Genomic DNA, 18,780 nt, shown 5'->3' with positions numbered 1-18,780 from the left:
AGTGGGGGAACCTCACTCGGACGAGGGCGTGTCGCGCGACTCGCCCCGCTCGATCACCCCCGCAGCGGCGGCACCAGGTCGGCCGCGAGCACGCCGGCGGACAACGCCCGGGCGTCGCCGGAGCGGGCGTACACGTCCGCCGCGCTGTCCACCAGCTTGATCACGTGCTCGTCGCCGTGGGCGTGCGCGCTCTCCATCGCGGCGCCGGGATCGGCCGCCGGGGCGGGCGTCTTCGGTGCGTCCTCGCGCGCCATGTACACCGCGAAGACCGCGCTGCTCGTGGCCCACGCGGCCGTGTACGAGGGGATCCACAACTCGGGCGGCAACGCGGGCAGCACGCGCAGCACCGCACTGGGGGCGGTCACGCCGTGCACGTTCATCACGGCGTTGCCGTGCCCGCGGCTCAGATAGCGCAGGGTGGCCGCGTGCACCGTGTCCGCGAGCAGCGATTGCGCCTCCTCGGGGGTCTCGGCGGTGCGCACGGACAGGGTCGCGGTCAACCAGCGATCCCAACCGGCCAGGAAGTCGAGCCGCCCGCTGATGTGGCCCTTTTCGCCGACCGGCAGCGGCGGTACGGCCTCCAGCGCGTCGAACGGCGTGCGGCCCCCCGCGAGCCGAGGCAGTTCGGGCAGAGCCTGGTTGCTGGAGGCGAAATACGCCATCGCGTGCGCGAACTCGGCCAGCCGGACCGGGCTCTCGCCCGCCTCCAGCAGCGCGCGGACCGCGTGTCCGACCCGGATCACGCCGTGCGTGGCACCGCCGGGCAGGCCCGGGAGCAGGCGTGGCCACCACAGCGCGAGCACCTCTCGCCACGGCCGCTCGGCGATCTCGTCGGTGAACAGCGCGATCCAGTCCCCGTCCCGGGCGCGGTCGCCCAGTGCCTCGCGCCACGCGTCCCGGGCGATGCGTTCGGTCGGGCGGGTCGGTGGTTCCAGCCGCCGGGTGTAAACGTCCAGCCAAGCGGGCACGGCTTCCCACCGGCCCGAGTGCACGAGCGCCTCGACGGCCATCGGTCCGTGATTGGACAGCTTGTCGTCGAATTCGGAACCGGTGCGATGTAGACGTTCGAACGCTTCGTCCAAGGTTTCGGCGGCTTGCTGATGCATCGTCGACTCCTTCGGTGCTCGGGTGGATCGGGGCCTCGGGTTAGGACAGTTGAGTCTTTCCCAACTTGCTTGGCCTCCGGTCGGAAGCATAGGGTCCAATACGTCACCGCAACCACTGCGCAGGAGGAACTCCCGTGGCCGACACGGTCTACACGCTCCCCGACCTCACCTACGACTACGCCGCCCTGGAGCCGCACATCAGCGGCGCGATCATGGAGCTGCACCACGACAAGCACCACGCGGCGTACGTGGCCGGTGCCAACACCGCCCTGGAGCAGCTCGCGGACGCCCGCGACAAGGAGGCCTACGGCACCATCTCCAAGCTGGAGAAGGACCTGGCCTTCCACGTCTCGGGCCACGTGCTGCACAGCCTGTTCTGGACCAACCTCGGCCCGACCGGCAACGGCGAGCCCACCGGTGACCTCGCCGAGCAGATCGGCGTCGACTTCGGCGGCTTCGAGCAGTTCCGCGCGCACATGACGCAGACCGCGATGACCGTGCAGGGTTCGGGCTGGTCCGTCGCCGCGTGGGAGCCGCTCTCGCAGCGCATCGTGGTCACCCAGGTCTACGACCACCAGGGCAACATCCCGCAGGGCACCGTGCCGCTGCTCGCGATCGACGCGTGGGAGCACGCCTTCTACCTGCAGTACAAGAACGTCAAGGCGGACTTCTTCAAGGCCGTGTGGAACGTCTTCAACTGGGACGACGTCGCCACCCGCCTCGCGGCTGCCAAGGGCGCCTGAGGAACGGCGTTCGGTCCAGGGCCGTGCGGGTGCTTCCCGTGCGGCCCTGGAGCGCGTTGGCGGGCATGCCGGCGCCGGTGGACACACACGAGTACGCACTCGGGAGACTCGGGGTCGAAGAAAGGGGCGAGCGGTGACCGAGCAGGACGCGTTCGCACTGTTGCCCGAGACCCGGCGCGAGATATTGCGGCGCCTCAAGGGCGCGGGCGAACTGCGCGCGGAGGAACTCGCCGATGCGGTCGGGATGACCGCGAGCGGCATGCGCCAGCAACTGGCCGGGCTGGTCGCCGAGGGCTATGTGACCCATCGGCAGGCCCGACTCGGGCCGGGCCGGCCCAAGCACGTGTATCGGTTGACCGCGGCCGGGGAGAACCTGTTCCCCCGGCGCTACGGCGACCTGGTCGGCGACCTGCTGGAGACCGCGCAGGCCGAGGAGCCCGGATTCGTGGACCGGCTGTTCGACCGCCGGCGCGAGCGGCGCCTGGAACGGGCCCGGGCCCGGACGACCGCGCCGGGACTGGCCGATCGGGTGGCCGCGATAGCCGCGATCCTGGACGAGGACGGCTACCTGGCCGCCGCGGAACCGTTGGCCGACGGCGGCGGGTGGCTGATCGTCGAACAGAACTGCGCGATCTTCGACGTGGCGATCCGGTGCGGCACCGCGTGCTCCTCGGAACTGGCCTTCCTGCGCGAGGCGTTGCCGGACACCGAGGTGCGGCGGGTCAGTCACATGGTGGCCGGAGCGCCGCACTGCGCCTATGAGATCCGACCGGTGGCGGCCGATCCCGGCGAGCCGGGGGCAGGCGACGGGTAGGCGGGTCGAGCGCCTGCGCGGCGGTTGCCGGCGGCGCGCGCCCGGGCCCGAGGCTTGCGATGGGCGTCCGGCCGGCCGGACGGCCGGCGACCGGCCCGGGCTCGCCGAGCCGGGTCACGAGCCGGCCGGGGCCTCGCTCGCGAGTCGTTCGCGCAGGGCGGGCTTGCTGACCTTGCCGGTGCCGGTGACCGGAAGGGCGTCGGTGAACACGACGCGGCGCGGGACCTTGAAGCCGGCCAGGTGCGCGCGGCACAGGGCGACGAGCGTGTCGGGGTCGACGGACCGACCCGATGCCGGGACGACCACCGCGACCACGCGTTCGCCCCAGCGCGGGTCGGGTTCGCCGACCACCGCGACGTCGCGGACGTCCGGGTGGTCGCGCAACACCGCCTCCACCTCGCGGGCGCTGACGTTCTCGCCGCCGGTGATGATCACGTCCTTCCTGCGGTCCAGGACGTACAGGTAGCCGTCGGCGTCGACGCGGCCCAGGTCGCCCGTGCGGAACCAGCCGGCCGCGAACTCGCCGGTGTCCGCCTGCCAGTAGCCGTCCGCGACCTGCTCGGAGCGCACCGAGATCTCGCCGGTGGCGCCGGTCGGCAGCGGCCGGCCCGCGTCGTCGACGATGCGGATCTCGACGCCCGGGCCGGGTCGGCCGGCCGCCGCGTACAACTCGGGGCGGTGGTCGGCGGCACTCAGGAACACCGCGTTGCCGGAGAGTTCGGTCATGCCGTAGCCCTGCCCCAGTGCGCAGCCGAGCAGCCGGTCGACCCGGCGGATCAGGTCGGGCGTGATCGGCGAGGCGCCGTAGCTGATCGAGCGGATCCGCTCGCGCAGCCCGTCGCCCTCGTGCACGTGGTCGAGCAGCGCATCGATCATGGTCGGCGCGAGGGACAGGTTGGTGACATCGAACTCGCGAACCACCTGTGCCAGTTCGGCCGGTTCGTAGCGGCGCAGGACCACCACGGGGCGGCGCATCAGGTGGTGGGCCGGCACCTGGTAGCCGGCCACGTGCGCGAGCGGGAAGGGGGTCAGCACGACCGTGTCGGGGTCGACCGGGCGGCAGGCGAGCGACGTGCGCATGGAGGCGATCAGGCTGCGGTGGGTGAGCCGGACGCCCTTGGGTCGGCCGGTGGTGCCCGAGGTGAACAGCAGCCAGGTCAGCGCGGTTTCGTCGGTGGCCGGGGTGAACTCGGGCTCGGCTCCGGCGGATTCGGCGAGGGCCTCGGCCAACTCCAGGCTCGGGAAATCGGGCCGGCCGAGCCGGGCCATCGGTTCGGCGTCGCCGAGCAGCAGTTCCGCGCCCGAGCGGGCCAACTGGTCGGCCCACTCGCGCGGGTGCAATCGGGGGTTGAGCGGGACCAGCACCCGGCCGGCCCACGGGACGCCGTAGTAGGCCGCCACGTACTCGGCCCGATTGTGCGCGAGGATCCCGACCCGGGCGCCGGGCGAGGTCCGTCGCGCGACCGTGGCGGCGAGCGCGCGGGCGTGGCCGGCCAACTCGGCGAAGGTCCAGACGGTGGGCCCGGTCGGGTGAGGTTCGGCCGTGGTGGGGTCTGCCGTGCGAGGCTCGGTGAGCCTGCGCGGGGTGTGCGCGGGGACGATCAGGGCGGTGCGGTCGGGTACATCCCGAGCCGCGTCGACCAGGATCTCGTGCAGCAGCATCGGGCCTCCCTCGTTCTCGCGGGGACGCTACCGCAGGGTCGGGGGAGGGCCTCGAAGGGGTGATCGGTTCCGTGTTCGGCGGGCGCCCGTGGTCGGAAATCGGTGGTTGTCCCGCGTCGGTGATCGGGGGCTGTCTCGCGTTGGTGATCGGCGGTTTCCCGGGGCGGTAGTCCCATGGTTGCGCCGGGTGATCGGCGTTTGCCCCGGGCCGGAAAAGAGATGTTTCGCGGCTTTCGCTCGGGTTCGGCGCTCGGGTTCGGCGCTTCGGCGGTAGGGGCGGCAAACCGGATGCCGGGGCGCGGGGGAGTGGGGCAGGATCGGCAGGGTTCGGCCGCGTTCGGCGCGGTCGTCGTCGATCCGAAGGGCACGCTCGATGAGCAGCACGAACCAGGCCGTCAATGCCGATCGTTTCGCGGAATTTCGGGCTCTGCATCGAGCCGGGGCACCGCTGCTGCTGCCCAACGCGTGGGACCACGCCTCGGCGGCGGCGCTGGTCGAGCGCGGGTTCCCGGCGATCGGGACGACGAGCCTGGGCGTCGCGATCGCGGCGGGCAAGCCGGACGGGGTCGGCGGGACGCGCGAGGAGACGCTGCGCCTGGGGGTCGGCATCGCGCGGCTGCCGGTGCCGGTCAGCGTCGACATCGAGGGCGGATTCGCGGAGCGCCCGGAGGACGTCGCGGCGTTGGGCGCCGAACTGGTGCGGGCCGGGGTGGCCGGCGTCAACATCGAGGACGGGCGTGCGGACGGCACGCTGACCGACGCGGACCACCAGGTCGCGGTGATCGCCGCCGTCAAGGAAGCCGCGCCGACGCTGTTCGTCAATGCGCGCACGGACACCTACTGGGTGGGCGGCCCGACCGCCTCGCTCGACGAGACGGTGCGGCGGATCCGGGCGTATCGGGCGGCGGGCGCGGACGGCGTGTTCGTGCCGGGCACCCAGGACGAGGCCACGATCGAGACCCTGGTCGGGGCCACCGACGCGCCGCTGAACATCCTGTACAGCCCCACCGGCCTGTCCCGCGCCCGACTCGCGAAGCTGGGCGTGCGGCGGATCAGCACCGGGTCGCTGCTGTTCCGGGTCGCGGTGCAAAACGCGGTGGATCTCGCGTGGGCCGTCGCGCACGACGAGGAGGCTGCGCCGGGCGGTGCGCCGACGTACGCGCAGGCGCAGGCGATGTCGGAGGTCTATCGGGCCGAGTGAGGGTCGGAGGGGGCGGGTGGGCCGGGACGGTGGCCGGGGTGCGTGGGTCGGCGGCGGTGGACGTCATACTGCTGGTCGGCGGGCCGGTGACGGTCCCGCCCGACCCGGCAGGCCCGATCGTGAAAGACCTGATCTCGATGACGCTGCACGTTCCGCCGAGCACCACCCCGGATTTCCAGGCCTTCTGGCAGGAACGACACCTGTGTCTGCTGGTCACCCACCGTCCCGACGGCACGCCGCACCTGGTGCCCGTCGGCGCCACGTACGACGCCGCGACCGGGATCGCCCGGGTCATCTCGCACGGGGCCAGCAAGAAGGTCCGCAACGTGCTCGCGGCGGGGTCGGGCGCGCGCGTCGCGATCTCCCAGGTCGCCGGAAGCCGCTGGTCCACGCTGGAGGGCATCGCGACGATCAACCGCGACCCCGAGGCCGTCGCCGAGGCGGTCCGGCGCTACACCGAGCGCTACCGCGAGCCTCGGGTCAATCCGGAACGTGTGGTGATCGAGATCGCGGTGACCAGGCGCATGGGGACGGTGTAGGGGGCCGCGTGTGCCCGTTCGGTGGCCACGCCCGACGCGGTTCGGCCGTCGGGGCATAGCCTGCCGGGACAGTGCCGGAGCACCGATCCGACCGGGACAGTGCCGGAGCACCGATCCGAACGGGGACGAACCCATGACCCAGGTTGCCGTGGTCACCTTCGACGGCTTCAACGAGTTGGACAGCTTCGTGGCGGCGGCCATCGTCAACCGCTGCCGCGCGGACGGCCTCACGGCGTACATCACCACGCCCGCGCCGACCGTCACTTCGATGAACGGTGTCGAGATCACCGGCCAACGCGACTTCGACTTCATCCCCGAAGCCGACGTCGTGCTGATCGGCAGCGGCATCAGGACCCGCGACGTCGTCGCCGACGACAGCCTCCTGGCGGCCCTGCCGCTGGACCCCGCCCGCCAACTGATCGGCTCGCAGTGCTCGGGAGCGCTGGTCCTGGCCCGGCTCGGCCTTCTGACCGGCCTGCCCGCCTGCACCGACGCGACCTCCCGCCCCTGGGTCGAGGCGGCCGGAGTCGAGGTCCTGGACGCCCCGTTCCACGCGGCCGGCAACATCGCCACGGCCGGCGGCTGCCTGGCCTCCCAGTACCTGGCCGCCTGGACCATCACCCGCACCCTCGGCGAGGCCCGGGCCCGCGCCGCGATCGACTACGTGGCTCCCGTCGGCGAGAAGAAGGCCACGGTCGACCACGTCTTCACCGTCCTCCGAGCCGCCGAGCACACCCTGACCCCCTGAACCCCCGCCACCTCCGCCCACGCCACGCGGACGCCGGGTCACCGGCAGCCATCCCCGCATCTTGGCCGCCGCGTCGGTCCGGGCGTGCTGTGCGCCCGTATAGCAGGAGTGGGGGCTCGGGGTTTGTGGGATTCGGAACAAAGAGGCGGGGGTGATCTTTGTGTGCCGAGTGGCTGTGGGGCGGGGTCGGGGTTCGGCGAGGCTGCCGGGTATGGACTTGGATCTGGAAGCTTTGGCAGCGAAGGCGATCCGACGGGAAGTGCCGTCCCGGGACGAGGCGATGGCGGTTCTCGGGGGCGCGGAGGAACTGCTCGACCTGGTGGCCGCCGCAGGCCGCGTGCGGCGGCACTACTTCGGCCGACGGGTGAAGCTGAACACCATCATCAATATGAAGAGCGGGCTGTGCCCGGAGGATTGCTCGTACTGCTCGCAGCGACTCGGCTCGGCGGCGGACATTCTCAAGTACTCGTGGATCACCCCGGAGGAGGCCGCGAACACGGCCGATCAGGCGGTCCGGGCCGGGGCGAAGCGGGTGTGCCTGGTCGCGAGCGGGCGCGGGCCCGGCAATCGGGACATCACCCGGATCGAGGACACCATCGCCGCGGTGAAGGAGGGCAGCCCGGACGTGGAGATCTGCGTCTGCCTGGGCCTGCTCGCCGACGGCCAGGCCGAACGCCTCGCGGCGGCCGGTGCGCATGCGTACAGCCACAACCTCAATACCAGCGAGGCGCGTTACTCCGACATCTGCTCCACACACACCTTCACGGACCGCACGGACACCCTGCGTCGGGCCGGTGCCGCGGGACTGTCGCCGTGCTCAGGGGCCATCTTCGGGATGGGCGAATCGGACTCGGACATCGTCGATCTGGCGTTCGCCCTGCGGGAGTTGGATCCGGATTCGGTGCCGGTCAACTTCCTCATCCCGTTCGAGGGCACGCCGCTGGCGAAGAACTGGGAGCTGACACCCGAGCGTTGCCTGCGGATCCTGGCGTTGTTCCGGTTCTTCTTCCCGGACGTCGAAGTCCGGCTGGCCGGCGGACGCGAGATCCACCTGCGCAGCATGCAGCCGCTCGCGTTGCACCTGGCCAACTCGATGTTCCTGGGCGACTACCTCACCAGCGAGGGCCAACCCGGCGCGGACGACCGGGAGATGATCGCCGACGCCGGCTTCGTGATCGAGGGGACCGACGAACAGACCCTGCCGGACGCCCGACACGACCTGGTGGCGATCCGCCGCCGGGGCGCGGGCAGCGACCTCCCGCCCAACGCATGAGGGCCGAAGGCCGGGCCGGAGTCGGCCCGCCGCCGGGATACGGCGGCCACGAGGGAGCGTCGTCCCGGACCGGGGGCGCGGAATCGTCCCCGAGCCGGCTGCTCGACCTGGACCGCGAACACGTGTGGCATCCGTACGCACCGATGCCCGGTACGACACGACCGCTGCTCATCGAGTCGGCCGCGGGAGTGCGCCTGCGGCTGGCCGAACCGGTCGGTGATGTGCGGGAGTTGGTGGATGGCATGTCGTCCTGGTGGGCGGCGGTGCACGGCTACGCCCATCCGGTGATCGATGCGGCGATCCGCGAACAGATGGGCCGGATGAGCCACGTCATGTTCGGCGGGCTCACGCACGAACCCGCGATCCGGCTGGCCCGCACCCTGGTCGAGATCACGCCGGAACCGCTGCGACACGTCTTCCTGGCCGACTCCGGGTCGATCTCGGTCGAGGTCGCGATGAAGATGTGCCTCCAGTACTGGCGGGCTCTCGGACGCGGCGACAAGCGGCGGATGTTCACGTGGCGCGGCGGCTACCACGGCGATACGTGGCATCCGATGTCGGTGTGCGACCCGGAGGGCGGGATGCACCGGCTGTGGCAGGGGAGGCTGGCCGAGCAGGTGTTCGCCGACGCGCCGCCGCGCGAGTTCGACCCGGCGTACGTCGAGCACCTGGATGCGCTCCTCACCCGGCACCGGGACGAGACGGCCGCGGTGATCGTCGAGCCGATCGTGCAGAACGCGGGCGGCATGCGCTTCCACTCCCCGCGGTACCTGCGTGCGCTGCGCGACCTGTGCACCGCCCACGACGTGCTGCTGATCTTCGACGAGATCGCGACCGGCTTCGGTCGTACCGGCGAGCTGTTCGCCGCCGACCACGCCGGTGTGAGCCCCGACGTGATGTGCGTCGGCAAGGCGTTGACCGGTGGCTACCTGAGCATGGCCGCGACCCTGTGTACGGCGGAGGTGGCGGCCGGCATCGCCGCCGGCGAGTCGCCCGTACTGGCACACGGTCCGACCTTCATGGGCAACCCGCTGGCCGCTGCCGCCGCGAACGCCGCACTGGGCCTGCTCCTTGAGCAGGACTGGCGGACGAACATCGCCCGGATCGAAACCGGGCTCGTCGAGGGACTGGCTCCCGCCCGCGCGCTCCCGGGTGTCGCGGACGTCCGGGTCCTGGGCGCCATCGGCGTCGTGCAACTCGACCACGAGGTCGACATGGCGACGGCCACCCGGGTTGCGGTCGAACACGGCGTCTGGCTCCGCCCGTTCCGTGACCTCGTCTACACGATGCCGCCGTACGTCACCACGGACGACGACATCCGACGGATCACCGCCGCGGCGACCGCCGTTGCCGGGGCGGCCTGACCCGGATCCCCCGTGCGTGCGGGGCACCGTCATGTTGCTCCGGTCGCCCCGCACGCCCCGAACCCGCTCCTGCCTGCGCCGCCGGCACCACCCCGTAGGGGTGCCGGCGGCGTGTCGCGGGCGAAGCGGACCGGGCGGGTGGTGTTGTCGGCAGGGGTCGCCGGGAAACCGGACGACGTGGGCTGTCGGGAGGACTTGGGCAGGTGCCGCGCGGATGAGGGTCGGTGCGTCGGAGGCGACCCCGGTGCTATGCAACCATCCCCGCCGCCCGCAGGCGGTGTTCGATGGCCGGCCAGGTCGGGGCGACCGGGTCCGGAGGGTGGGTGCCGGTGTCCAGGTCCTTGAAGCCACTGGAGGTGGCGATACAGACCACCGGCCCGTCGTCGAGGGGGCCGTGGGCGCGCAGGCCCGCGAGGCCGGCCGCGGCGGAGGTCTCCGCCCACAGGCCCTGTCCGGCCAACTCGGCGCGAGCCGCCGCCAGTTGGGCATCGGTCACGAGCAGCGCCCGGCCCCCGGAGGCGCGCAGCGCGTGCACGCCCCGGTAGCCGCTCACGGAGCAGTCGATCGCGTAGGCGGCGGTGGTGTCGACCCGGACGTGTGCTGCCGGTATGCCGTCGCGCATCGCCTTCGCCAGCGGTCCGCCCGCCGCCGGCTCGCAGGCGAACATCCGCGGGATGCGGTCGGTCAGATCGAGCCGGCGCAGTTCGGCGAAGCCCTTCCAGACGCCGAACAACAGTTCGCCGTAGCCGGTCGGGACGAACACCGCCGCAGGCACGCCGAGTTCGGCGTGGATCTCATAGGCGATGGTCTTGTAACCCTCGGGGCCGAAGGCATGGCCGGTGTGCGTGGTGGTGAGGTTGCTCAGCGGGTGGAATCCCAGGCGGTCGACGATCTCGCGCATCAGGCCCCACCGCGTCTCGGCCGGTACCGAGAGCACCGTCGCGCCATACGCGCGCAGGAACGACTCGACGGCCGGCGGCGCACCCGTCGAGGCCAACACCACGGCGGGCAGCCCGGCCCGCGCCGCGTAGGCCGCGGCCGACGCGCCGTGGTTGCCGGAGGAGGACACCACGACGCCCGGCGCGCCGACTCCGACCGCGGCGGAGACGGTGCAGCGGTTGATCCGGTCCTTGTGGCTCCAGGTCGGATTGCGCGACTCGTCCTTGACGTACACCCCGTCGCCGAGATCGATCAACGGTGTGTCGCCCTCGCCCAGTCCGGGCGCCGACAGCGGTGGCAACAGCGGGGCCCAGCGCTCCAGTCCGGCCCGCGGCCCGGTCGGCGCGAACAACCCCGGGTCGACCCGGTCGTACGCGTAGTCCACCTCGACCGGGTAGGCGATCTTGTCGGTGCCGGTCCGCGGGCAGCCGGACACCAGCGGTGGCCACAGCGGGTACGTGATCGCGGGATCGCCCATCGAGCGCTGCATCGTGGCCAGCGAGGCTGCCCGGCCGGGCGGGTTCGCGGTGTCATCCGAGATCATGTCCGCCGAGCCTATGCGTCCGGATCGTCGTGCGCACGCCCCGCTCCGGCGTGCGCCGCGGTCACCGCGGTGCGCGCGCCGCGTGCCAGTCGTGGGTGTCGGTCAGGTTGGCGTCCGCCTGGCGGGCGGCCTCGGCCGGGTCGCGCTCGCGCAGCGCGCGCAGCAGGTCTTCGTGGCCGGCCGGGTCGGCACCCTGATAGTCGGGATCGGTCCAGGAGCCCGCCACCGACTCGCGCACCGGTCCGGACAGGTTGCGGTACAGCTCGGCCAGCAGCGGATTGTGCGCCGCGTCGGCGATGCCGAGGTGGAACTCCCAGTCGGCGGCGATCCACGCGTCGAAGTCCCGCTCGTCCCACGCGACCCGGCGCCGGCGCAGCGCGTCGTCGAGGCCGGCCAGGTCGGCCTCCTCGGCGCGCAGCGCGGCGAGCCGGGCGGCCTGGAGGTCGAGCGCCTGGCGGACCTCCAGGACCAGGCCGATGTCACTGCCGCCGTACAACCGTTCGACCGCGCCGGAGAGTTCGCTGACCGCGCGGACGTAGGTGCCGTCGCCCTGTCGTACGTCCAGGAGACCCGCGTGGGCGAGCGCGCGGACCGCCTCGCGGACGGTGCCGCGGGCCACCCGGAGCTGCGCCATCAGCTCCGGCTCGGGCGGGATGCGGCTGCCCACCGGCCAATCGCCGGAGGTGATCCGCTCGCGCAGCCGGGCGATCACCTCGGCGGACAGCGCCGGCCGGCGCACCGATTCCAGGCTGCTCATGCGCGCGGGCTCCTGACCTGGGACATCGAACGAGAGATGAGGATGGAAGAGGATCCCAGGATACATCTGATGATTCGACGTCACGCGGAGTGACAAGCCACTGACTGGACAGAATTCATCAGACGTCTTACCTTTGGGCCATGACTTCCGCAGCCCCCGTCACCGGCACGCTCCCGGCGTCGGTCGGTGCTTCGGCCGGTCGCACCCGAGCCGCATGGCTGGCCGGCGTGGGCATCGTGCTGATCGCCTTCAACCTGCGCCTGGGCATCAGCAGCGCCGCCGCGCTCCTGGAGGCGCTGCGCGACACGCTCGGCTTCGGCCCGGTGACCGCGTCGCTGCTGCCGACCCTGCCGACGTTGTGCTTTGCCGCCGCCGGCTTGACCGCCGCGCCCCTGGCCCGCCGATTCGGCACCGAACGGGCCGTCCTGGTGGCGCTGTTCGCGCTCGCCGCGGGTCTGGGCCTGCGGGTCGTGCCGGCCACGTGGGCGTTGCTGACCGGCACCGTCCTGGGCATGTCCGGCCTGGCCGTGGGCAACGTGCTGCTGCCCGCGCTGCTGCGCGCGCACTTCCCGCACCGTGTGTCGGTGCTCACCGGCGTCTACACCACGGTGATGGCGCTGGGCGCGACACTGGCCGCCGCGGTGGCCGTGCCGGTCGCGAACGGGCTCGACTCGCCGTCGCTGGGCCTGGCCGTGTGGGCGCTGCCGGCCGTGGCCGCGCTGCTGGTGTGGTCCCTGGTCCGGGCGCCGCACGCGCTCACCGCCGGCGGCGGCCCGACCGCGTACGTATCGCCGTGGACGATGGCGCGCACCCGGCTGGGCAGGCTCGTCACGGCGTACTTCGCCCTCCAGGCGCTGAACTGCTACGCACTGGTGGGCTGGCTGCCGACGCTGCTCTCCGACCAGGGGATGAGCCGCGGCGGGGCGGGCGCGATGCTGGCCGTCACCCAGGGAGCGGGCATTCCGGCCACGTTCGCGCTGCTCGCCTTCGTGCGCGCCACCGGGCGGCTGCGGCCCGCGTTCGTGGTGGTCTCGGCGAGCATGCTGATCGGCTTCGCCGGCCTGTTGTTCGCGCCGGTCGCGCTGCCGGTGCTGTGGGCCGCCGCGGTGGGCCTGGGCTTCTGCTCGTTCCCGCTGGTGTTGTCCGTGATCGGGAGCAGCGGCACCGGCGCCGCCGAGACGACCGCGCTGTCCACCCTGGCCCAGTCGCTGGGCTACGCGGTCGCCGCGACCGGTCCGTTCGCGCTCGGCCTGATGCACGGCGCCACCGGCGGCTGGACGCTGCCGATGGCCGCGCTCGTGGTCACCGCCGTCGGCCAACTCCTGGTCGGCCTGGTCCTGTCCGGCAACCGGGGCGCGGGCGGCACGCCCGAGCCGAAGCAGGCGCCCGCCGCGCGCGCGTGACCGCACGCGACTTCGGGCCGAGGTGCGCGCGGCCGGCGTGCCCCCGCCGCGCGTGACCGCACGCGGGTGTGCCCCGAGGCGGGCGGCCCCGGGGCACACCGGTCGCACTACTCGATCTCCGCCGCGGGCTGGGCGAACTGCGAGGCGTACAACCGCGCATAGGCGCCCTCGGCCGCCAACAGCGCGTCGTGCGTGCCCTGTTCGGCGATCGAGCCGGACTCCATCACCAGGATCACGTCGGCGTCCCGGATCGTGGACAACCGGTGGGCGATCACGAAGCTGGTCCGGCCCCGGCGCAGCGAGTTCATCGCCTTTTGGATCAGCACCTCGGTGCGGGTGTCCACCGAACTGGTCGCCTCGTCCAGCACCAGGATCTGCGGCTCGGTCAGGAACGCCCGGGCGATGGTCAGCAGTTGCTTCTCGCCCGCGCTGAGATTGCCCGCCTCGTCGTCGAGCACGGTGTCGTACCCGTCCGGCAGGGTGCGGACGAAGCGGTCCGCGTGGGTGGCCCTGGCCGCGGCGACCACCCGCTCGCGGGAGACCTCGCCGACGCCGTACGCGATGTTCTCCGCGATCGTGCCGCCGATCAACCACGTGTCCTGGAGCACCATGCCGATCGGTGCGCGCAGGTCCTCGCGGGCCATCCCGGCGATGTCCACGCCGTCCACGGTGATCCGGCCGCCGGTCACCTCGTAGAACCGCATCAGCAGGTTGACCAGGGTGGTCTTGCCCGCGCCGGTGGGTCCGACGATGGCGACCGTCTGGCCCGGGTGCACCTCCAGGTCCAGGTCCTCGATCAGCGGCTTGGCCGGGTCGTACCGGAAGGAGACCTTCTCGAAGGCGACATGCCCGGTCACCTTCTCGATCCGGGCGGGCGGGTCCGGGTCGGGGGACTGCTCCTTGGCGTCGAGCAGGGCGAACACCCGCTCGGCCGAGGCGACACCGGACTGGAGCAGGTTGGACATCGAGGCGACCTGGGTGACGGGTCCGTTGAACTCGTACGAGTACTGGACGAACGCCTGGATGTCGCCCAGCGTCATCGCGCCCGAGGACACCCGCAGTCCGCCGATCACCGCGACGAGTACGTAGTTGAGGTTGCCGACGAAGGCCATCGCGGGCTGGATCAGGCCGGAGATGAACTGGGCCTTGAAGCCGGCCGCGTACAGCGCCTCGTTGTGCCGGTCGAAGACCTCGGCGGATTCCTTCTGCCGACCGAACACCTTGACCAGCGCGTGTCCGGTGTACATCTCCTCGATGTGCGCGTTGAGCTTGCCGGTGCTCGACCACTGCTTGATGAACTGCGGCTGGGCACGCTTGCCGATCGCCATGGTGACCAGGATCGAGGTCGGCACGCTGACCAGGGCGACGAGCGCGAGCAGCGGCGAGATCCAGAACATCATCACCAGCACGCCGACGATGGTCAGCACCGAGCGCACGATCTGACCCATCGCCTGCTGGAGCGTCTGCGCGATGTTGTCGATGTCGTTCGTGGTGCGCGAGAGCACCTCGCCGCGCGGCTGCTTGTCGAAGTAGTTCAGCGGCAGCCGGGACAACTTGGTCTCGGCGTCCTCGCGCAGCCGGTAGGTGGTGCGCTGGACGATGGTCGCGGTCAGCCGGCCCTGGGCGAAGGAGAACAGCACCGAGCCGACGACCACGGCGAACGTGGTCAACAGGATGGTCCGCACGTGGTCGAAGTCGATGCCCTTGCCGCCGGCGACACCGGTGAAGATCGCGTCGGTGGCCTTGCCGAGCAACCGGGGGGTGAGCACCGCGAGGCCGACCCCCGCTATCCCGCATGCGAGCAGCGCGTACAGGCGGGCCCGTTCGGGGGCCATCATGCCCAGCAGGCGGCGTCCGGAGGCCTTGAAGTGCATCGACTTCTCGGTCGGCGCGCCGCCCATCATGCGTGCCGCGGGTCCGCCGCCGACCTGCGGGCCGGGACGGCGTTCGGGGACGGCGGCCTCGACCCGGTCGCCGGACTCGGTGGTCTCGTCGGTGGTGGTCACGCCGCCTCCTCCTCGGTGAGCTGGGACAGCACGATCTCGCGGTAGGTGTCGTTGTCGGCCATCAACTCGCGGTGCGTGCCGGTGCCGACCACACGGCCCTCGTCCAGCACCACGATGCGATCCGCATGCCGGATGGTGGCCACGCGCTGCGCGACGATCACCACGGTGGCCTCCGCGGTCTCGGCGAGCAGGGCCGCGCGCAGGGCCGCGTCGGTGGAGTAGTCGAGCGCGGAGAACGAGTCGTCGAACAGGTAGATCTCCGGTTTGACCACCAACAGCCGGGCGATCGCCAGGCGTTGCCGTTGGCCGCCGGAGACGTTGCCGCCGCCCTGGGCGATCGGCGCGTCCAGCCGTTCCGGCAGCGCCTCGACGAACGAGCGGGCCTGGGCGATCTCCAGGGCTCGCCACAGGTCCTCGTCGGTGGCGTCCGGATTGCCGTAGCGCAGGTTGGAGGCGATGGTGCCGGAGAACAGGTACGGCTTCTGCGGGACCAGGCCCACCGTGCGCGACAACAGCGCGGGGTCGAGTTCGCGGGTGTCCACGCCGCCGACCAGGACCGCGCCGGCGGTCACGTCCAGCAGCCGCGGGATCAGACTCAGCAACGTGGTCTTGCCCGCCCCGGTGCTGCCGATCACCGCGGTGGTCTCGCCGGGTCGGGCGATCAGGTCGATGCCGCGCAGCACCGGCTCCTCGGCGCCGGGATAGCAAAAGCTCACGTCGCGCAGTTCGAGCCGGCCGTGCGCGTGCAGCGCGGTGACCGGTGCCTTGGACACGGTCAGGCTGGTCTCGGTGTCCAGCACCTCGGTGATCCGGTCGGCGCAGACCGCCGCGCGCGGGATCATCATGGTCATGAAGGTGGCCATCATCACCGACGCCAGGATCTGCATCAGGTAGCTGAGGAAGGCGACCAGCGCGCCGATGTCCATCGCGTCGGAGCCGATCCGGTGGCCGCCGATCCACACGATCACGATCGCCGAGGTCTCCCACACGAGCAGGACCGAGGGGTACATGTAGGCCAGCAGGCGGCCGAGCGAGAGCGACACGTCGCGGATCTCCGCGTTGGCGTCCGCGTACCGGTCCTGTTCGTGGGTGTCCCGGCCGAACGCACGGATCACCCGGATGCCGGTGATCTGTTCGCGCATGATCCGGTTCACGTTGTCGATCCGGCCCTGGAGCACGCGGAACAGCGGCGGCATCGCGCGCACGATCCAGCCGACGGCGAGGACCAACACGGGCACGATGATCAGGAACAACAGGGACATCGGGACGTCCTGGTTGACCGCCATCAGGATGCCGCCGAAGCACATGATCGGCGCGGACACCATCAGCGTGAGCGCGAGCAGGGCCAGCATCTGGATCTGCTGCACGTCGTTGGTGGTGCGGGTGATCAACGACGGGGCGCCGAACTCGCCGACCTCACGCGCGGAGAAGGTCTGCACCCGGTCGAACACGGCGGCACGGATGTCGCGGCCCACGCCCATCGCGATCCGGGCGCCGAAGTACACCGCGATCGCGGCGCACACGATCTGGACCAGGGTGACCCCGATCATCGCGGCGCCGACCCGCAGGATGTAGCCGGTGTCACCCTTGACCACACCGTTGTTGATCAGGTCGGCGTTCAGGGTCGGCAGGTACAGGGTGGCCAGGGTCTGCACCAGTTGCAGCAGCACCACCAGGCCGATCGGTTTGGCGTAGGGGCGCAGATGTGCGCGGAGCAGTCGGATCAGCACGAGGTCCTCTTCGGGGCGGGGGAGTACAGCCGACCTGGGGCACAAGCCGTACACGGACGCGGGAGCGGCCTCGTGCGGGGCGCCGGCTCGGGGTGCGGGCCGAGGGCGTGGCGCAAAGGCGGGTCCTGCCCTCGACGGTAGTGCCCCGCGAGGGGGCGGTCGATCGGATTGTGCCCACTGCCCCACCGGCGCCGGCCCGGCCCGGCGGTGGTCGAAGGGATGTGCATGACGGTTCTCCCCGAGTGCGGTCCAAGGTTGCCGAACGCGGCCCGTCGACGTTCTTTCGGGCGGCACGCCGAAACCGTAGAACTTCAAGTCGACTTGAGGTCAAGGTCGACGGTCGGGACATGCCGATGCCCTCGGGCCGTCGGCGGCCCGTTCGGAACCGTACACAGCGCGACGGCCCGCCCACCCCGAGGGGTGGGCGGGCCGCCGTGGTGCGGATCGCGAACGTCAGTGGATCACGACGATCGACTCGCTGACGTGCCACACCGCGAAGTTGTCGCCGTGGCGGCCCTTGTCGCCGTGGTGACGCTTGTTGCCGTGGTGGCTCTTGTCGCTGTGGTGGCCCTTGTCGCCGTGGTGGCCCTTGTCATCGTCGTCGTCGTCGCAGTCCGAGAAGTTGACCCCGGCGCCGGTGCGGTGAGCGACCAGCAGCCCGTCGTCGTGACCGTGACCACCGGCGCTGGCGGTACCGGCACCGGCGATGGCGAAGAGGGCAGCGCCGGCAACGGCGATCAGCGAGGTGCGGATGCGCATGTTCATCTCCCATGAAGTGGGGTTGTGCAGGACGTCGATACAGATATCCGGAAAACCACATCAATATGGGTAAGTTCGCCCATTAGGGGCATATTGCGCACCCGTTACGACCCGTTCGGCCCGTTGTCACCCGTGCACGTGGGTGAGCCAGTGCGCGTACCGCTCGTCCGTACCGGTGACCGCCGCCGTGTAGGCGGCCTGGAGCTTGCGGGTGATCGGACCGGTGCCCACCTTGCGGTCGTCCAGCGACGCCACCGGCACCACGCCCGCGGCGGTGCCGCTGACCAGGACCTCGTCCGCGGTGTACAGGTCCGAGCGGAGCAGGTTCTCGACGCGCACCGGCAGACCCAGATCGGCGGCCAGCGTGAGCACGGTGTCCTGGGTGATCCCGCGCAGTGCGCCGGCGCTCGCGGGCGGGGTGTACAGGATGCCGTCGCGCACCGCGAAGACGTTGGCCGCACTGCACTCGCTGACGTAGCCGTCCGCGTTGAGCAGCAGCGCCTCGTCGTAACCGGCCTGTAGTGCCGCGGTCTTGGCCAGCGCCGAGTTGAGGTAGCCGGCGGTGGCCTTGGCCGCGGGCGGCAGTGCGTTCGGGTCGTTGCGCCGCCACGAACTCGTCGCCAGGCGGATGCCGCGCTCGGCCGACTCGTCGCCGAGGTAGGCGTTCCACTCCCAGCCCGCGATGCTCACCTCGACGGCCATCTCGGGCCGGAAGGCCGGGCCCATCTCGCCGTAGCCGATGTGCGCGAGGTGGCGCAGGTAGCACTCGGAGTGCCCGTTGGCGGCGACCAGTTCCACCGTCGCGGCGCGCAGCGCGGGCAACTCGTAGGGCACCTCGAAGCCCACGATGCGTGCGCTGTCGCGGAACCGGCGCAGGTGTTCGTCGAGCCGGAACACCGCGGGGCCGCGCGGGGTGAGGTGCACCCGGGTGCCCTCCAGGACGCCGGTGCCGTAGTGCAGTCCGTGGGTCAGGACGTGCACCTTCGCGTCCGCCCACGGCACGAGCGTGCCGCCCATCCAGATCCAGTCCGCTTCGGTCAGTGCCATCGCTGCTCCCGCCCTCGTGTGCTCGCGTGCGTGGTCGCGTCCGGCGCTCGCGCCCTGCGGCGGCGCCGGTCGGGTCTGCCGGGCAAGTGGATCACTGATGAACGACTCGATGAGCCACTTGGTGAGTGGCACATTAGCCCTATCG

16 protein-coding genes are annotated in these 18,780 nt (G+C 71.6%); 8 read left to right on the top strand and 8 right to left on the bottom strand.

The window, feature by feature from the left end:
- Positions 1 to 53: 53 nt before the first annotated feature.
- The gene (locus ACIBM5_RS35265) at positions 54 to 1,106 is read right to left on the bottom strand and encodes a questin oxidase family protein (RefSeq protein WP_396010769.1); all 1,053 of its coding nucleotides are present in this window, start codon (positions 1,104 to 1,106) and stop codon (positions 54 to 56) included.
- A 134-nt stretch (positions 1,107 to 1,240) separates the two neighbouring features.
- Here ACIBM5_RS35265 and ACIBM5_RS35260 point away from each other — a divergent pair, with 134 nt between their 5' ends.
- Both ACIBM5_RS35260 and ACIBM5_RS35255 read left to right on the top strand, forming a co-directional pair.
- Positions 1,241 to 1,849 (top strand): superoxide dismutase, encoded by a 609-nt coding sequence (locus ACIBM5_RS35260; RefSeq protein ID WP_391586089.1) that lies wholly within the window; start codon positions 1,241 to 1,243, stop codon positions 1,847 to 1,849.
- 133 nt (positions 1,850 to 1,982) lie between these two features.
- On the top strand, positions 1,983 to 2,663 hold the full coding sequence (locus ACIBM5_RS35255; RefSeq protein WP_396010767.1) for a helix-turn-helix transcriptional regulator: 681 nt from the start codon (positions 1,983 to 1,985) through the stop codon (positions 2,661 to 2,663).
- Positions 2,664 to 2,777: 114 nt separating this feature from the next.
- Here ACIBM5_RS35255 and ACIBM5_RS35250 read toward each other — a convergent pair whose 3' ends face one another.
- Positions 2,778 to 4,325, bottom strand: coding sequence for a class I adenylate-forming enzyme family protein (locus tag ACIBM5_RS35250; protein ID WP_396010764.1), 1,548 nt, complete (start codon positions 4,323 to 4,325; stop codon positions 2,778 to 2,780).
- A gap of 373 nt (positions 4,326 to 4,698) precedes the next feature.
- Here ACIBM5_RS35250 and ACIBM5_RS35245 point away from each other — a divergent pair, with 373 nt between their 5' ends.
- The 5 genes from ACIBM5_RS35245 (at position 4,699) to ACIBM5_RS35225 (ending at position 9,450) form a co-directional block, all read left to right on the top strand.
- A complete protein-coding gene (locus ACIBM5_RS35245; RefSeq protein WP_396010761.1) occupies positions 4,699 to 5,526 on the top strand; it encodes an isocitrate lyase/phosphoenolpyruvate mutase family protein in 828 nt (275 codons plus the stop codon).
- Between the two features lie 137 nt (positions 5,527 to 5,663).
- Positions 5,664 to 6,065 carry a pyridoxamine 5'-phosphate oxidase family protein gene (locus tag ACIBM5_RS35240; protein ID WP_396010879.1) on the top strand — a complete coding sequence of 134 codons (402 nt, stop codon included), beginning with the start codon at positions 5,664 to 5,666 and terminating at the stop codon, positions 6,063 to 6,065.
- A 133-nt stretch (positions 6,066 to 6,198) separates the two neighbouring features.
- The gene (locus ACIBM5_RS35235; RefSeq protein WP_396010760.1) at positions 6,199 to 6,813 is read left to right on the top strand and encodes a DJ-1/PfpI family protein; all 615 of its coding nucleotides are present in this window, start codon (positions 6,199 to 6,201) and stop codon (positions 6,811 to 6,813) included.
- Between the two features lie 211 nt (positions 6,814 to 7,024).
- Complete coding sequence (bioB, locus tag ACIBM5_RS35230; RefSeq protein WP_396010758.1) at positions 7,025 to 8,086, top strand: biotin synthase BioB; 1,062 nt, start codon at positions 7,025 to 7,027, stop codon at positions 8,084 to 8,086.
- Between the two features lie 143 nt (positions 8,087 to 8,229).
- Complete coding sequence (locus tag ACIBM5_RS35225) at positions 8,230 to 9,450, top strand: adenosylmethionine--8-amino-7-oxononanoate transaminase (RefSeq protein WP_396010878.1); 1,221 nt, start codon at positions 8,230 to 8,232, stop codon at positions 9,448 to 9,450.
- A 247-nt stretch (positions 9,451 to 9,697) separates the two neighbouring features.
- Here the strand turns inward: ACIBM5_RS35225 and ACIBM5_RS35220 are convergent, their stop codons facing one another.
- Together ACIBM5_RS35220 and ACIBM5_RS35215 are read right to left on the bottom strand one after the other, a co-directional pair.
- Positions 9,698 to 10,933, bottom strand: a complete 1,236-nt coding sequence (locus ACIBM5_RS35220) for a pyridoxal-phosphate dependent enzyme (protein ID WP_396010757.1) — start codon at positions 10,931 to 10,933, stop codon at positions 9,698 to 9,700.
- A 61-nt stretch (positions 10,934 to 10,994) separates the two neighbouring features.
- Positions 10,995 to 11,690 (bottom strand): FadR/GntR family transcriptional regulator, encoded by a 696-nt coding sequence (locus ACIBM5_RS35215; protein WP_396010756.1) that lies wholly within the window; start codon positions 11,688 to 11,690, stop codon positions 10,995 to 10,997.
- Positions 11,691 to 11,830: 140 nt separating this feature from the next.
- On the opposite strand from ACIBM5_RS35215, the gene ACIBM5_RS35210 reads away from it, so the two are divergent.
- Entirely contained in the window at positions 11,831 to 13,093 is a 1,263-nt protein-coding gene (locus tag ACIBM5_RS35210; RefSeq protein WP_396010755.1) for an MFS transporter, read from the top strand.
- Positions 13,094 to 13,200: 107 nt separating this feature from the next.
- On the opposite strand, the gene ACIBM5_RS35205 is transcribed toward ACIBM5_RS35210, so the two are convergent.
- The 4 genes from ACIBM5_RS35205 to ACIBM5_RS35190 all read right to left on the bottom strand — a co-directional run bounded on the left by ACIBM5_RS35205 (position 13,201) and on the right by ACIBM5_RS35190 (position 18,635).
- Entirely contained in the window at positions 13,201 to 15,099 is a 1,899-nt protein-coding gene (locus tag ACIBM5_RS35205) for an ABC transporter ATP-binding protein (protein ID WP_396010753.1), read from the bottom strand.
- Positions 15,096 to 16,829 carry an ABC transporter ATP-binding protein gene (locus ACIBM5_RS35200; RefSeq protein WP_396010752.1) on the bottom strand — a complete coding sequence of 578 codons (1,734 nt, stop codon included), beginning with the start codon at positions 16,827 to 16,829 and terminating at the stop codon, positions 15,096 to 15,098. Before ACIBM5_RS35200 ends, ACIBM5_RS35205 begins: the two co-directional genes overlap by 4 nt.
- Before the next feature lie 453 nt (positions 16,830 to 17,282).
- Positions 17,283 to 17,588 (bottom strand): hypothetical protein, encoded by a 306-nt coding sequence (locus tag ACIBM5_RS35195; protein ID WP_396010751.1) that lies wholly within the window; start codon positions 17,586 to 17,588, stop codon positions 17,283 to 17,285.
- A gap of 126 nt (positions 17,589 to 17,714) precedes the next feature.
- A complete protein-coding gene (locus tag ACIBM5_RS35190; protein ID WP_396010750.1) occupies positions 17,715 to 18,635 on the bottom strand; it encodes a branched-chain amino acid transaminase in 921 nt (306 codons plus the stop codon).
- Between the last annotated feature and the right edge of the window lie 145 nt (positions 18,636 to 18,780).

Source organism: Embleya sp. NPDC050493, assembly GCF_044458105.1.
In the GTDB taxonomy this organism is placed as follows: Bacteria; Actinomycetota; Actinomycetes; order Streptomycetales; family Streptomycetaceae; genus Embleya.
This window is presented reverse-complemented; position numbering and strand designations above follow the sequence as displayed.

What these genes read in the sequence shown, in the direction of transcription:
- ACIBM5_RS35265 (WP_396010769.1), bottom strand. Translation starts at nt 1,106, where the DNA reads ATGCATCAGCAAGCCGCCGAAACCTTGGACGAAGCGTTCGAACGTCTA.
- ACIBM5_RS35250 (WP_396010764.1), bottom strand. Translation starts at nt 4,325, where the DNA reads ATGCTGCTGCACGAGATCCTGGTCGACGCGGCTCGGGATGTACCCGAC.
- ACIBM5_RS35245 (WP_396010761.1), top strand. Translation starts at nt 4,699, where the DNA reads ATGAGCAGCACGAACCAGGCCGTCAATGCCGATCGTTTCGCGGAATTT.
- ACIBM5_RS35240 (WP_396010879.1), top strand. Translation starts at nt 5,664, where the DNA reads ATGACGCTGCACGTTCCGCCGAGCACCACCCCGGATTTCCAGGCCTTC.
- ACIBM5_RS35235 (WP_396010760.1), top strand. Translation starts at nt 6,199, where the DNA reads ATGACCCAGGTTGCCGTGGTCACCTTCGACGGCTTCAACGAGTTGGAC.
- bioB (WP_396010758.1), top strand. Translation starts at nt 7,025, where the DNA reads ATGGACTTGGATCTGGAAGCTTTGGCAGCGAAGGCGATCCGACGGGAA.
- ACIBM5_RS35225 (WP_396010878.1), top strand. Translation starts at nt 8,230, where the DNA reads ATGCCCGGTACGACACGACCGCTGCTCATCGAGTCGGCCGCGGGAGTG.
- ACIBM5_RS35220 (WP_396010757.1), bottom strand. Translation starts at nt 10,933, where the DNA reads ATGATCTCGGATGACACCGCGAACCCGCCCGGCCGGGCAGCCTCGCTG.
- ACIBM5_RS35215 (WP_396010756.1), bottom strand. Translation starts at nt 11,690, where the DNA reads ATGAGCAGCCTGGAATCGGTGCGCCGGCCGGCGCTGTCCGCCGAGGTG.
- ACIBM5_RS35210 (WP_396010755.1), top strand. Translation starts at nt 11,831, where the DNA reads ATGACTTCCGCAGCCCCCGTCACCGGCACGCTCCCGGCGTCGGTCGGT.
- ACIBM5_RS35195 (WP_396010751.1), bottom strand. Translation starts at nt 17,588, where the DNA reads ATGCGCATCCGCACCTCGCTGATCGCCGTTGCCGGCGCTGCCCTCTTC.
- ACIBM5_RS35190 (WP_396010750.1), bottom strand. Translation starts at nt 18,635, where the DNA reads ATGGCACTGACCGAAGCGGACTGGATCTGGATGGGCGGCACGCTCGTG.